Genomic DNA, 13,094 nt, shown 5'->3' on the forward strand with positions numbered 1-13,094 from the left:
GCCCGACCCCGCCCGGTGGTGTGCGGGTACCAGCCGCGTCGGATGGCCGGGGCCGAGGGCACGAGGTTCGTCATGAACGCCGAGGGGTGCAGGATCGTCCAGGCGAGCCCGCTCTCGCGCACGAGCCGGTCCGTCCGCCAGGCGGCAGCAGCCCACGGCATCGGCGAGTGCTCGGCCGCGTCCCCGCCGGACAGGTGCACGATCCGCGGGACCCCGGCGCGCTGCGCTGCCCGGACCCCGGCCTCGCCCTGCTCGGCCTGCCGCTCGCTGACCGGCGTGACGAGGAAGAACCGGTCGACGCCGTCGAGGGCGCGCGTGAGCGCATCGACGTCGTCGAGGTCGGCGAGGCGCGCGTCGACGCCGCGCTCCCGCAGGCGGTCGGCCTGCTCGGAACGCCGGACGACGGCGCGGACGTCGGCACCGGACGCGTGCAGCAGGTCGAGGGTCTTCCCGCCGACGTCGCCGGTGACGCCGGTGATCGCGATCGTGTCGGTCATGCTCGGTCCTCCGTCCGAGAATCAGTTTTCTGTTACTCGACCGTACGCCGGTACCCTGGAGTCGTGTCAAGCGACGGCTCGGTGACCCCCGACGACATCGACGCGATCGCCGCGTGGACGGTGGTCCGAGCCGCCCGCGAACTCGCCCGCCGCCTCGGCGAGGACCTCGCGCACCTCGACCTGACCCCCGTCGAGTTCGGCGCACTCGTCCAGCTCGCCGCCGCCGACCACCTCAGCCAGGCCGACCTCGCCCGGGCCGTCGGGATCCGCCCGCAGAGCACGGCGACGCTGGTGGCCGCGCTCGGGACGCGGGGACTGGTCGAGCGGGGCGCCGCGCCGGGCCGGGGACGGGCCTCCCGGCTGCACCTGACACCTGCCGGACGCGAGCTGCTGGCGGCCGCGTGGCCGATCGCGCAGGCGAGCAACGCGTGGTTCCCGGACGGCGGCACGGCCGTCGCGGCTGCGCTCCGGCCGTTCACGAGCGGGAACGCGACCGCCGAGGGGGCGGACGGCGTCGCCTGATCGACAGGCAACCTTGCAAGTCCGGCTGTCGAGGATTATCGTTCCGGTGTGGAACCACACGTCGCACTCGCGGTCGACCTGCTGACCCTGCACGGCCGCATCCGGCGGACCCTGCTCACGGGCAAGGCCGACGAGGTGACCGCGTCGCAGACCGCCGCACTCGGCCGACTGCTGCGGTACGGCGAGGCGACGGTCGCCGACCTCGCCCGCGCCGAGGGCGTCCGACCGCAGTCCATGGGCGCGACCGTCCAGGCACTCGTCGACCTCGGCCTGGCGGAGCGACGACCGGACCCCGCCGACGGGCGTCGCACCCTCGTCCGCGCCACCGAGACCGGGGAACGCGCCCGCGAGGAGGCCTGGTCGACCCGCACGGGCGTCCTCGCCGAGCGACTCGCGACCCTGTCCGACGCCGACCGCGACACGGTCGCCCGGGCCGTCGCGCTGCTCGCCCCGCTCACCGAACCCTGACCCAGGAAGAAGCCCGCCACGTCCACCACCGCGAACCGTCCCGACACCGGTGCCGTCCCGACCACCGGGAGCGGCTTCGGCGCCAAGCTCCTCGTCCCCGTCCTGGTCGGGCCGCTCCTCAACCCGATCAACACCACGATGGTCGCCGTCGCCCTCGCCCCGCTCTCACGCGACCTCGGCATCGGGGCGTCGCAGGCGATCTGGCTCGTCGCCGCCCTGTACCTGGCGAGCGCGGTGGCCCAGCCGACGATGGGCAAGCTCGCCGACCGGTTCGGGCCGAAGAAGGTGTTCCTCACCGGACTCGTCATCGTCGGCGTCGCCGGCGTCGTGCCCGAGGTGCTGACGGGCTTCGGCGGCGCGATCACCGCGCGGGTGCTCATCGGGATCGGGACGTCCTCCGCGTACCCGGCGGCACTCACCACGCTGCGGCAGCACTCCGCCCGGATCGGCAAACCGACGCCGCCGCTCGTCCTCGGCGCGCTGTCGATCACCTCGCTCGTGTCCGCCGCCGCGGGGCCACCCCTCGGCGGGGTCCTCGTCGCGGCGTTCGGCTGGCACGCGATCTTCCTCGTCAACGTGCCGCTCGCGGTGTTCGGGATCGTGGTCGCTGCGCTGTGGTTGCCCTCGGACCGGCTCCGCCCGCGCGACCCCGACGAGCTGCCGGTGCGCACGGCGCTCGACCCGGTCGGCATGCTGCTCACCACCGGGACGGTGTCGGCGCTGCTCGTGTTCCTGCTCGACCTGCGGCAGGGCTGGTGGTGGCTGCTCGGCGTCGCGGTGGCGCTGCTCGTCGCCCTCGTCGTCTGGGAACTCCGCGCCGTGCGGCCCTTCGTCGACGTGCGCCTGCTCGCCCGGAACGGTGCCCTGTCGCGCACGTACGCCCGGCTCTTCCTGACGTACCTGCTCGCGTACACGATGACGTACGGGTTCTCGCAGTGGGTGCAGGACGTCGCGGGCTACCCGAGCGACGTCGCCGGGTACCTGCAGCTCCCGGCCGCGGTGGTCGCCGGCGTCGTGTCGTTCCTGGTCGCCCGGAGGACCGCGGTGCGCCGACCCCTCGTCGTCGCGGCGCTCGTCCCGCTCGTCGGCGCCGCGCTCCTGCTGTTCCTGCACGCCGGGTCGCCGCTCGTGCTGCTGCTCGTGGTGCCGGCGCTGTTCGGGGTGCCGCAGGCCCTGGCCTCGGTGTCGAACCAGGCGGCGCTGTACCGGGTCGTGCCGTCGGAGTACATCGGGACCGCGGCGGGGCTGTCCCGGACGAGCATCTACATCGGCGCGATCGCGGCGTCCTCGCTCATCGGCGGAGTGTTCGGCCAGGCCCCGACCACGCCGGACCTGCACGTGCTCGCGTGGGTGATGCTCGGGGTCGCGGTGCTGCTGTCCGTGCTGACGCTCGCCGACCGTGCGCTCGCCCGGGCCGACGCGCGCTGAGCGGGCGGCGCCTCCCGGCCGCGCGGATGGAGCAGGAAACGTCGGGTAGCGGCCCGTGATCCGACGTCGTCTGCTCCATCCCGGGACGGTGGGACGGGAACGCAGACGGGGGACGGGTACGGGGCCGGGAACGGGTACGCACCCGACCGCGGACGGGCGCACCGCGCCCGGTACCCTGATCCGGTGACCGACCCGACCCCCACGCACTGGACCCTCACGCTCGTCTGCGACGACCGGCCCGGGATCGTGCACGCCGTCTCCGGAGCCGTCGTGGCGGCGAACGGCAACATCACCGAGTCGCAGCAGTTCTCGAGCGCCGACACGAACACGTTCTTCATGCGCCTGCAGGTGATGGCGCCGGTCGACCGCGCCGCGTTCGAGCAGGCCCTCGCGCCCGTGGTCGAGCGGTACGACGCCCGCGTGCAGCTCGACGTCGTCGGTCGGCCGCTCCGCACGCTCGTGCTCGTGTCGAAGGCCGGGCACTGCCTGAACGACCTGCTGTACCGGCAGCGCGGCGGGCAGCTCCCGATCGAGGTGCCGCTCGTCCTGTCGAACCACCCCGACCTGTCCGAGCTGGCCGCGTTCTACTCGGTGCCGTTCGAGCACCGTCCGGTCACCGACGCGGCGTCGAAGCAGGCGATGGAGCAGCGAGTCCTCGACGCCGTGGACGAGCACGACATCGAACTCGTCGTCCTGGCGCGGTACATGCAGATCCTGTCGCCGGAGCTCTGCGCCGCGCTCGAGGGCCGCGCCGTCAACATCCACCACTCCTTCCTGCCGGGTTTCAAGGGCGCGAACCCCTACCGGCAGGCGCACGCGCGGGGCGTGAAGCTCATCGGTGCGACGGCGCACTTCGTGACGAGCGACCTCGACGAGGGCCCGATCATCGAGCAGAACGTCGTCCGGGTCGACCACACGAAGGACCCGTCCGAGCTCGTGTCCATCGGCCAGGACGAAGAGTCCCGCACCCTCACCCAGGCGGTCCGCTGGATCGCCGAGGACCGCGTGCTCCTGGACGGCGCCCGCACCATCATCTTCAGGTAGGACCGCATGACCAACGCACCGCAGAGCCCCGTCGACTGGGGCGAGGTCCCACCGCCCGTCGACCCGGCAGCGCCCCGTCACCGCCTGGACGGGTGGGGCGTCCTGCGCATCGTCGTGTGCGCGTTCGGCCTGCTGTCGCTCGCGATCTGGGGCTACTGGTCGTGGATCCTGCCCTGGCCCGGGTACCTGTTCATGGTCGGGGCGCCGCTGTTCGCCGCCGTCGTGTGGTTCTTCTTCCGGTCCCCGCGGTCGCCGATCGACACCGACGTCGTCGGCAAGGTGATCGTCGAGACCGCGCTGGTCGTTGCCGCCGCAGCGTGCTGGGTGTCGATCGGGCTGCCGGTGGTCGGCCTCGTGTTCGTGCTGGTGGCGGCGGTGTCCGGGGTGGTCGCGTTCCGTCGGGAGACGGCGTGAGCGACGCGTCCGGCGCCGGCCGGGTCCCCGGGTCCGGTCCCGTCCCCGGCGTGGTCCCCGGCCTGGAGGCGCGGCGCACGCTGGTCCGCGCGTCGCACGTCGTCGACGCGGCCGGGTCCACCGCCGACGGCTGGGTCCTGCTCGCGGGTGACGTGATCGAGGCGGTCGGGGCCGGCACGGTGGGGCTCGGCACGGTGGGGCTCGACCCGGTCTCGCCCGGCCGCGGTCCGGGTGCGGACGTCGAGGTCGTCGACCTCGGCGACGCCGTCCTGACGCCCGGGTTCGTCGACCTGCACGGCCACGGCGGGGGTGGAGCCGCCTACGAGGACGACACGTTCGACGCCGCCCTCGCCGTGCACCGAGCGCACGGCACGACCCGGTCGGTGCTGTCCCTCGTCGCGAACCCGATCCCGTCCCTGGTGGCATCGCTCGACCGCATCCGTGCCGTCGCGGCCACCGACCCGCTCGTCCTCGGCGTGCACCTCGAGGGGCCGTTCCTCTCGCCGCACAACAAGGGCGCGCACAACGCCTCGTTCCTGCTCGACCCGACACCGGCCACCGTCGAGACCCTGCTCGAGGCCGGAGACGGTGTCCTCCGCCAGGTGACGATCGCGCCCGAGCTGCCGGGAGCGCTCGACGCCGTCCGCCGCTTCACCGCTGCCGGGGTCACCGTCGCCGTCGGGCACACCGTCTGCTCGTACGACCAGGCCCGGGCCGCGTTCGACGCCGGCGCCACCCTGCTCACGCACGCGTGCAACGCCATGCCGGGGCTGCACCACCGTGCGCCGGGACCGATCGCCGCCGCGCTCGAGGACGACCGGGTGACGCTCGAACTCATCCTCGACGGCGTGCACGTGCACCCCGCCGTCGCCCGTGTCCTGCTCCGCGGGGCGCCGGGACGGGTCGCGCTCATCACCGACGCGATGGGTGCCGCCGGGTCACCGGACGGCTCGTACGCGCTCGGGTCACTCGCCGTCACCGTGACCGACGGGGTCGCGCGCGTGGCGGGCACCGACACGATCGCGGGGTCGACGCTCACCCAGGACCAGGCCCTGCGGCTCGCGGTCTCGGCGGCGGGGGTCTCGCTGCCCGACGCCGTCGGTGCGCTCACCGCCGTCCCCGCTGCCGCGCTCGGGGCCGGGGACCGGCTCGGGCGGATCGCACCCGGGTACGCGGCGGACCTGGTGGCGCTGTCGCCAGGGCTCGACGTGCTGCGGGTGTGGGGCGCGGGGCGCGAGCTGCCGACCGACTGACGACGCGCGCCGCGCGGACCACGGTGCGCACGCCGTCTGGGTGGGCACCCGTCCGCACCGAGCACGCCGTCCGTGCGGAGCGCCCGCCCGCGCCGAGCCCGTCCGACACCCCGACCCCCTCGGTGCCAGGATGGCCACATGAGCGTCATGGTCTCGCCCTTCGATGCCCGCCGCGACCGCACGAGCGAGAAGTACACCGCGTACCCCGCCGACGTGCTGCCGATGTTCGTCGCCGAGATGGACTCCGTGCCCGCCGAACCGATCCGCGAGGCCCTCGTCCGGGCCGTCACGAACGGGGACACCGGCTACCTCGGGCACACCCGGGTCCTGCCCGAGGTGTTCGCCGACTTCGCCGCTCGCCGGTGGGGGTGGGACGTCGACCCCGACCTCGTCCGGACCACCACGGACGTGTCCGTCGCGGCCGTCGAGGTGCTGCGCCGGGTGATCGCCCCGGGTGACCAGGTCGTCGTGATGCCGCCCGTGTACCCGCCGTTCTGGGACTACGTGCACGAGGCCGGCGGGGTCGTGACCGAGGTCCCGCTCGTCGCCCCCGAGGGCGAACCGGACCCGTTCGGCACCACGGCCGGGTGGCGGATCGACCTCGACGGCCTGCGCCGGGCCTTCTCCGAGGGCGCCCGCACCGTGCTGCTCTGCAACCCGCACAACCCGCTCGGGCTCGTGCACCCCCGGGAGTCGCTCGTCGCCCTCGCGCAGCTCGCGGCCGAGTGGGACGCCGTGGTGGTGTCGGACGAGATCCACGCGCCGCTCACGCACGCCGACGCGGTGTTCACGCCCTTCCTGACCTGTGGGCCCGAGGCGGTCGAGCACGGGGTCGCCCTGACGAGCGCGAGCAAGGCGTGGAACCTGGCCGGGACGAAGTGCGCGCTCATGGTGGGCGCGTCCGACCGTGCCCGGGGCTGGTTCGACGGCCTGCCCGTCGAGGTCGTCGAGCGGACGGGCATCCTCGGCTACACCGCGAGCGTGGCGGCGTTCCGCGACGGCGAGCCATGGCTGGCGTCAGTCCTGGCGGAGCTCGCGGCGAACCGACGGGTGCTCGCCGAGGAGCTCGGCACACTGCTGCCCGGCGCGGGGTACCGGCAGCCGCAGGCGTCGTACCTGGCCTGGCTCGACCTGCGGGCCCTGCCGTGGGGCGACGACCCCGCGCTGCTCCTGGTCGAGCGGGCGAAGGTCGCGCTGACGAACGGGCGGGACTTCGGGCGGCAGGGGGTCGGGCACGCCCGGCTCAACTTCGGGTGCTCCGAGGAGACCCTGCGCGAGGGGCTCGCCCGCCTGTCCGCCGCCCGCTGACACCCGACGCGCACCGCACCCTCACACGACGTCCGCAGCCCGGCCGGCACCCGCGCCGCAGCGGGCCGTCACTCGAACCGCTGCCACTCCGGCTTGTTCGCGTACGTGTACCGGTAGTAGTCGGCGAGGCGCAGGCCGGCCGCGGCCTCCTCGTCGACGACGACGGTCGCGTGCTCGTGGAGCTGCAGCGCCGACCCGGGGACGAACGACGACAGCGGCCCCTCGACCGCGGCGGCGACGGCGTCGGCCTTCGCGGATCCCTGGGCGACGAGCACGAGCTCGCGGGCCTCGAGGATCGTCCCGAGCCCCTGCGTCATGCAGTGCGTCGGCACCTGGTCGAGCGAGTCGAAGAAGCGGGCGTTGGCCTCGCGCGTCGAGGGCGCGAGCGTCTTGATGCGGGTGCGTGAGGCGAACGACGACGTCGGCTCGTTGAACCCGATGTGCCCGTTCGCCCCGATGCCGAGGATCTGCACGTCGACCCCACCGGCGGCGCGGATCGCGGCGTCGTACTCCTTGGCCGCGAACGCCAGATCGGCGGCCCGGCCGTCCGGCACGCGGACCCGAGCGGGGTCGAACCCGAGCGGCTCCACGACGTCCCGGGCGATGACGCTCGCGTAGGACTCCGGGTGCTCGAGCGGGATGCCGACGTACTCGTCGAGCGCGAAGCCGCGGGCGGCGCCGAACGACACCTCCCCCGCCTCGACCCGGCGTCGCAGGTCGGCGTAGATGCCCTGCGGGCTCGACCCGGTCGCCAGGCCCACGACGGCGGACGGCTTCTCGGTCACGACGGACGCGATCTTCGCTGCGGCCACACGCCCGACCTCGGCCGGCGTCGGCAGGATGATGATCTCCACGCCGCCAGCGTACTGGTCATGACCACTTCGCGACAGGGGTGGGCGGTAGCGTGAGGGCATGCCCACCCCCGACTTCGTCCTGTCCCTCCGCGCGAAGATCGGCACGGACCTGCTCTGGCTGACCGGTGTGACCGCCGTCGTGACCCGCGGCGAGGGCGACGCCCGCGAGCTGCTCGTCGTCCGTCGCGCTGACACGGGCGCGTACACGCCTGTGACGGGCATCGTCGACCCGGGCGAGGAGCCCGCGGTCGCCGCCGAACGCGAGGTCCTCGAGGAGGCCGACGTCGTCGCGGTCGCCGAACGTCTGGCGTGGGTGCAGGTCCTGCCCGAGATGACGTACCCGAACGGGGACCGCGCGCAGTACCTCGACCTGGTGTTCGCGTGCCGCTGGGTCTCCGGCACGCCCGCGCCCGCCGACGGCGAGAACACCGAGGCGTTCTGGGCACCGCTCGACGCGCTCCCCGAGATGTCCGCGGACATGCGGGCCCGCGTCGCCGCCGCACTGGCCGACGAGCGGGAGGCGCGCTTCGAGCGCTGACCCGGCCCCGGCGGGTCACCAGCTCAGCGACGACCCCGTCGCCGGGGCCCGTCCCGCCGTCGCCGAGGGCGACGCTCCCGCAGCCGTACGAGCGCGAGGCCGGCGAGCACGGACACCACACCGATGCCGACCCTGCTCGCGATCACGACCCAGCGCACGTCCGAGCCCGTCTGGACGCCCGTGAGCACGGCGACCGCGCCGAACCCGACGAGCAGGACGGCGACGGCCGCCGCCGACGTCCCGGTCCTGCGATCCATCAGCACCCCCTCGGTTCCGTGCGGCGAGCCTACCGGACTGATGTTCCACATGCAGCGCGAGCGCAGGTCCGCCGAGTCGGTCGCGGTGGTGAGGAGACGCCGGACGGGAGGCACGGTGCCAGGCCGCCACGCGCCTCCCGTCCGCGGCGCGGAGCCGACGTCACGGCCGCAGCGACAGTCCACGGGCAGCGTGCCCCGCGAGGTGTCGCCCAGCGCGTGGGGTCGCAGCGCAACGCGCCGCGACCACGTGCGCGCTACGCGAGCGGCGCGACCGCGACCGGGGCGCCGAGCAGGCGCAGCGCGACCGGGTCGCCCGGGGTGCGGCGATCACCGACCTCGTGCTGGACGGTCACGACGGTGTCGTCGTCGAGCCGGACCGTGGTGCGCCGGATCGAGCCGAGGAAGCTCGAGGCCACGACCGTGCCGGTGACGCCCTCTGCGGCGAAGGCGACGTCCTCGGGCCGGACGTGTGCGATCACCGGACCGTCGGGTACCGAGCCGTCGAGCGCGGGCACCCGGAAGCCGTACACGAACACGTCCCCGCCGCGCAGGTCGCCCCGGAGCCGGTTCGACTGCCCGACGAAGTCCGCCGTGAACGCCGACGACGGGGTGCGGTAGAGCTCCTCGGGCGTCCCGACCTGCTCGATGCCGCCGTCGTGCATCACCGCGATCCGGTCGGAGACGGCGAGCGCCTCCTCCTGGTCGTGCGTGACGAACACGGTGGTGATGCCGAGGTCGCTCTGGATGCGTCGGATCTCGTCGCGGAGGGACACGCGCACCTTGGCGTCGAGCGCCGACAGCGGCTCGTCGAGCAGCAGGACCCGGGGGCGGGTGACGAGCGCGCGGGCGAGGGCGACGCGCTGCTGCTGGCCGCCCGAGAGCTGGTGCGGGTAGCGGTCGGCGAAGTCCCCGAGGTGCACCATGTCGAGCGCGTCGACGACCCGGGAGCGGCGCTCGACGGCCGGGACCCGTCGCATCTCGAGCCCGAACGACACGTTCTGGCGCACCGTCATGTGCGGGAACAGCGAGTACTGCTGGAACACCATGCCGATGTCCCGCCGCTCCACCGGGGTGTGCGCGACGTCGGCACCGTCGATGCGGATCGCGCCGGCGTCGATCGCCTCGAGCCCGGCGAGCGCCCGGAGCGCGGTGGTCTTGCCGCAGCCCGACGGTCCGAGCAGCGAGACGAACTCCCCCGGCTCGATGCGGAGCGACAGCCCGGCCAGGGCGCGGTGCGTGCCGTAGTGCTTCTCGACGGCCTCGAGCTCGACGGCCGCACCCTCGGCGGCGAGGGACGCCGGTGCGGCTGGGGCGGTGACGGTCATGCGGACTCCTTGGTGCGGGACCTGCGGGACACCCCGACGCGGCCGATGAGGACGAGCAGCACGAAGCCGAACAGCAGTGCGGCGAGCGAGAACACCGCCGCGACGTACGGGTCGGTCGACTGCACGAGCAGCAGCGCGGTCTGGAACGTGGTCCGGGACAGGAACGAGGCGAGGGTGTACTCGCCGAGGACGACGGTGATGGTGAGGAAGCACGCGGCGGTGATCCCGCGGCGGAGGTTCGGCAGCAGGATGCGCCACGTCACGGTCCACCACGAGGCCCCGAGCGTGCGGGCGGCCTCGGACAGGGTCGTGACGTCGACGGCGGTCAGCGCGGTCGCGATCGGACGGAACGCGAACGGCAGCGCCACGATCCCGACGGCGAACGAGAGCGTCCACGCGTCCGACCCGAGGACCTGCGCCACCACCTGGTACACGGGGACGAACCCGACGACGAGCACGACGACCGGCACGGTGATCGGCACGAGGCAGACGAACTCGAGCACGCGCCGGAGCCGGGGGTACCGCATCGCGGTGATGACCTGCGCGGGCAGCAGCACGAGCAGCACGATCCCGACCGTGATGAGGGCGATGAGCAGGGACGCCCCGAGCCCGTCGAACACCGGCTGGTAGGTGGCCGCGTTCGCCGGGTCGACGATCGCGGCGTAGTGGTCGAGGGTCAGGCCGCCGTCGGTCCCCTGGCGGAAGGTGAACTGCACGAGGGCGACGAACGGGACGGCGGTCACGAGGCCGACGACGACCAGCACGATCGCCGCGGTGACCCGTGACGGGGCGACGCCGAAGCGGCGGGGGCGGGGCGCGCCTCCAGACCGGCCCGCCCGGCCACGCGGCGGACGCGGGCCGGCGGTGGCCGCCGCGCCGCCCGTCGGACGCGTGCCGACGGCGGCTGCCGTCCGACGCGGGCCGCCGGGCCCTCCCGTCGGACGCGTGCCGACGGCACTCACCGCTGCCACCGTGCTGCCCGGCGCTGCAGCAGCGCGTAGGCACCCATCACGACCGCCATCACGACGACCATGCCGAGCGCGAGCACCCCGGCGACGTTCTGCAGGCCGAGGACGGTCTCGCTCGTGAGCTGCGCGCGGATCGTCAGCGGGACGATGCCGCCCTGCGAGATGAGCGCGGCGGCCGTCGCGAAGGACGAGAACGCGTTCGCGAACAGGAGCAGGAGCGATCCCCAGAACGCCGGGGCGAGGACCGGCAGCGCGACCCGGCGCCAGTAGGTCCCGCGCGGGGCGCCGAGGGTGGCCGCAGCCTCGCCCCACTGGGTCTTCACGCCCTCGAGCGCGGGCATGAACGTGAGGACCATCAGCGGGACCTGGAACGAGACGTAGGGCAGGACGAGCCCGGGGACCGTGTACAGGAACGTGCCGTTCGCGTTGATGTCGACACCGAGGGTGGACACGAGCCACGTCGTCACGAGGCCCTGCGCGCCGATCGTCGCGATGAAGGCGAAGGCGAGCATGACGCCGCCGAACTGCGCGAGCACGCTCGCCGCGGCGTCGATCAGGGACCGGACGAGCCCGTCCGGGTCGAGCGCGGCGAGCGCCCAGCAGACGACGGCCCCGACGACGGCACCGATCACGGCCGAGACCGCCGAGAGGCCGAACGAGCCGCCGAACGCACGGAGGACGGACGGGTCGGAGAACGCGGCGAGGTTGGCGAGGGTGAACGCGCCGTCGCCCGTGGTGAACCCGCTGCCGACCGCGATCGCGGCGGGGACGGCGAGGAACAGCAGGACGTACGCGGCGAAGGGGGTGAGCCCGAGCCAGGCGAGGCCGGGGCGACGCCGGACACGGGGGGCCGCGTCGCGGCGAGCGGTCGCGGCCGGTCCGGACGTGCCGGGGCTGCCGTGCCCGGCGGTCGTGCCGGGCTGGCCGGCACCGGCGGCGGGGTCGGACGTGGGTGCGGTGCTCGTGGCGGCCGGACCCGCGGTCCGTGGCCCCGCCGCTGGTGCCGTCGTCATGCGCCTCAGGACCCCATCGTGGTGGACCACTTCGCAGCGAGGACCTTCGCGGCCTCGGTGACCTGCGCGTCGGTCAGCTCGACGGTGTCCTTCGGCATGCCACCGGCGGCCTTGAGGGCGTCGGCGTCGACCTTGCCGGACTGCTCCATCGCGGCGAGGGTCGACGGGAAGGCGCCCGCCTGCAGGTACAGGTTCTGCGCCTCCGGGCTGGCGATGTACTCCTGCCAGAGCCGCGCGGCCGCCGGGTGCGGGGCGTCCTTGTTGATGGCCTGCGAGTAGTACGAGCCGAGGGCCTTCCCCTCCGGGATGACCGTCTTCCAGTTCTTGTTCCCGCTCGCACCGGCGGCCGGACCCCACGCGAGGTTGTTGTACGACCACTGCACGACGACCGGGGTCTCGCCCGAGGCCACCGTCGCCTGCGTCGGCAGGACGTTCTGGAAGTTGCCGGCCTGCTTGAGCTTGCCGAAGTAGTCGACGCCCTTCGTGATGTCGTCGGCCGAACCGCCGTTCTCGAGCGCGGCGAGGTACACGGCGCTCGCGGCCTGGTTCGCCTGCGTCGGGTCGCCCGCGATCGAGACCTTGCCCTTGTACTCGCTGCCGAGCAGGTCGTTCAGGTCCTTCGGCGCCTTGGTGATCTTCGAGGAGTCGTAGCCGATCGACATCAAGCCCGTGTAGTCACGGGTCCACTTGCCGTCCGCGTCCTTCAGGTCCTCCGGGATGTCCGACCAGTTCGCCACCTTGTAGTCGGTGAGCAGCCCGAGGTTCTGCTGCATCACGGCGTTGCCGAGGTCGAGCACGTCGGGGGCGGTGGACTGGCCCTTCTGCGACTTCACCGCGGCGACCTCGTCGGCGCTCGACCCGTTGGGGTTCGCCGAGGTGATCGTGATGCCGGGGTACTTCTTCTCGAAGCCGGCGATGATCTTGCCGTAGTTCGCCCAGGTGGGCGGGAGGGCGATGACGTTGAGCTTGCCCTCGGCCTTCGCGGCCTGCACGAGGGCGTCCATGCCGCCGCCTGCCTGGGCGCTGGTGGCGGTCTTCCAGTCGGTGTCGCTCGACGTCGCCGCGCTGCTCGTCGCCGAGCAGCCGGCGAGGGTGACGACGGCCGCGGCGGCGAGGGCGATGCCGACGAGGGTACGGGTGTGCTGCACGGGGTGCGCCTTTCGGGTGCGGGGGTGCCCGGATCGGTGACGCGCGCGGGTCGGACC

Annotated in this window: 15 protein-coding genes; 8 read left to right on the forward strand and 7 right to left on the reverse strand. The window is 73.8% G+C overall.

All coding sequences use genetic code 11. The features are described 5' to 3' along the window. A partial coding sequence (locus BEP24_RS17170) for an NAD(P)H-binding protein (RefSeq protein ID WP_141693473.1) occupies nt 1-497 on the reverse strand: 497 nt, incomplete at its 3' end. 63 nt (nt 498-560) lie between these two features. On the opposite strand from BEP24_RS17170, the gene BEP24_RS16690 reads away from it, so the two are divergent. The 7 genes from BEP24_RS16690 (at nt 561) to BEP24_RS14155 (ending at nt 6,934) form a co-directional block, all read left to right on the forward strand. Next, nucleotides 561-1,019, forward strand: coding sequence for a MarR family winged helix-turn-helix transcriptional regulator (locus BEP24_RS16690; protein WP_171898827.1), 459 nt, complete (start codon nt 561-563; stop codon nt 1,017-1,019). Nucleotides 1,020-1,067: 48 nt separating this feature from the next. After that, nucleotides 1,068-1,487: a MarR family transcriptional regulator gene (locus BEP24_RS14130; protein WP_065964478.1), complete on the forward strand. Its 420-nt coding sequence runs from the start codon at nt 1,068-1,070 to the stop codon at nt 1,485-1,487. A gap of 102 nt (nt 1,488-1,589) precedes the next feature. Further along, on the forward strand, nt 1,590-2,915 hold the full coding sequence (locus BEP24_RS14135) for an MFS transporter (protein ID WP_290439185.1): 1,326 nt from the start codon (nt 1,590-1,592) through the stop codon (nt 2,913-2,915). A 183-nt stretch (nt 2,916-3,098) separates the two neighbouring features. After that, nucleotides 3,099-3,959: a formyltetrahydrofolate deformylase gene (gene purU, locus BEP24_RS14140; protein ID WP_065964480.1), complete on the forward strand. Its 861-nt coding sequence runs from the start codon at nt 3,099-3,101 to the stop codon at nt 3,957-3,959. Between the two features lie 6 nt (nt 3,960-3,965). Beyond that, nucleotides 3,966-4,373, forward strand: coding sequence for a YrdB family protein (locus BEP24_RS14145; RefSeq protein WP_083230384.1), 408 nt, complete (start codon nt 3,966-3,968; stop codon nt 4,371-4,373). Further along, on the forward strand, nt 4,370-5,626 hold the full coding sequence (gene nagA / locus BEP24_RS14150; RefSeq protein ID WP_253181705.1) for an N-acetylglucosamine-6-phosphate deacetylase: 1,257 nt from the start codon (nt 4,370-4,372) through the stop codon (nt 5,624-5,626). Before BEP24_RS14145 ends, nagA begins: the two co-directional genes overlap by 4 nt. 138 nt (nt 5,627-5,764) lie before the next feature. After that, nucleotides 5,765-6,934, forward strand: coding sequence for an aminotransferase class I/II-fold pyridoxal phosphate-dependent enzyme (locus BEP24_RS14155; protein WP_065964481.1), 1,170 nt, complete (start codon nt 5,765-5,767; stop codon nt 6,932-6,934). Nucleotides 6,935-7,002: 68 nt separating this feature from the next. On the opposite strand, the gene nagB is transcribed toward BEP24_RS14155, so the two are convergent. Beyond that, nucleotides 7,003-7,788 (reverse strand): glucosamine-6-phosphate deaminase, encoded by a 786-nt coding sequence (nagB, locus tag BEP24_RS14160; protein WP_065964483.1) that lies wholly within the window; start codon nt 7,786-7,788, stop codon nt 7,003-7,005. 58 nt (nt 7,789-7,846) lie between these two features. On the opposite strand from nagB, the gene BEP24_RS14165 reads away from it, so the two are divergent. Beyond that, entirely contained in the window at nt 7,847-8,326 is a 480-nt protein-coding gene (locus BEP24_RS14165; RefSeq protein ID WP_065964484.1) for an NUDIX domain-containing protein, read from the forward strand. A gap of 23 nt (nt 8,327-8,349) precedes the next feature. On the opposite strand, the gene BEP24_RS14170 is transcribed toward BEP24_RS14165, so the two are convergent. The 5 genes from BEP24_RS14170 to BEP24_RS14190 form a co-directional block, all read right to left on the reverse strand. Beyond that, on the reverse strand, nt 8,350-8,583 hold the full coding sequence (locus BEP24_RS14170; protein WP_065964485.1) for a hypothetical protein: 234 nt from the start codon (nt 8,581-8,583) through the stop codon (nt 8,350-8,352). Between the two features lie 254 nt (nt 8,584-8,837). Then, the gene (locus tag BEP24_RS14175; protein ID WP_065964486.1) at nt 8,838-9,908 is read right to left on the reverse strand and encodes an ABC transporter ATP-binding protein; all 1,071 of its coding nucleotides are present in this window, start codon (nt 9,906-9,908) and stop codon (nt 8,838-8,840) included. Beyond that, the gene (locus tag BEP24_RS14180) at nt 9,905-10,672 is read right to left on the reverse strand and encodes an ABC transporter permease subunit (RefSeq protein ID WP_253181706.1); all 768 of its coding nucleotides are present in this window, start codon (nt 10,670-10,672) and stop codon (nt 9,905-9,907) included. Before BEP24_RS14180 ends, BEP24_RS14175 begins: the two co-directional genes overlap by 4 nt. A gap of 194 nt (nt 10,673-10,866) precedes the next feature. Continuing rightward, nucleotides 10,867-11,889, reverse strand: coding sequence for an ABC transporter permease subunit (locus tag BEP24_RS14185; protein ID WP_083230386.1), 1,023 nt, complete (start codon nt 11,887-11,889; stop codon nt 10,867-10,869). A gap of 5 nt (nt 11,890-11,894) precedes the next feature. Further along, nucleotides 11,895-13,037 carry an extracellular solute-binding protein gene (locus BEP24_RS14190; RefSeq protein ID WP_065964490.1) on the reverse strand — a complete coding sequence of 381 codons (1,143 nt, stop codon included), beginning with the start codon at nt 13,035-13,037 and terminating at the stop codon, nt 11,895-11,897. Nucleotides 13,038-13,094: the final 57 nt, after the last annotated feature.

Source organism: Curtobacterium sp. UCD-KPL2560, assembly GCF_001705035.1.
Classification (GTDB): Bacteria; Actinomycetota; Actinomycetes; order Actinomycetales; family Microbacteriaceae; genus Curtobacterium.

What these genes read in the sequence shown, in the direction of transcription:
- BEP24_RS14175 (WP_065964486.1), bottom strand. Translation starts at nt 9,908, where the DNA reads ATGACCGTCACCGCCCCAGCCGCACCGGCGTCCCTCGCCGCCGAGGGT.
- BEP24_RS14145 (WP_083230384.1), top strand. Translation starts at nt 3,966, where the DNA reads ATGACCAACGCACCGCAGAGCCCCGTCGACTGGGGCGAGGTCCCACCG.
- BEP24_RS14185 (WP_083230386.1), bottom strand. Translation starts at nt 11,889, where the DNA reads ATGACGACGGCACCAGCGGCGGGGCCACGGACCGCGGGTCCGGCCGCC.
- BEP24_RS14155 (WP_065964481.1), top strand. Translation starts at nt 5,765, where the DNA reads ATGAGCGTCATGGTCTCGCCCTTCGATGCCCGCCGCGACCGCACGAGC.
- BEP24_RS14165 (WP_065964484.1), top strand. Translation starts at nt 7,847, where the DNA reads ATGCCCACCCCCGACTTCGTCCTGTCCCTCCGCGCGAAGATCGGCACG.
- BEP24_RS14170 (WP_065964485.1), bottom strand. Translation starts at nt 8,583, where the DNA reads ATGGATCGCAGGACCGGGACGTCGGCGGCGGCCGTCGCCGTCCTGCTC.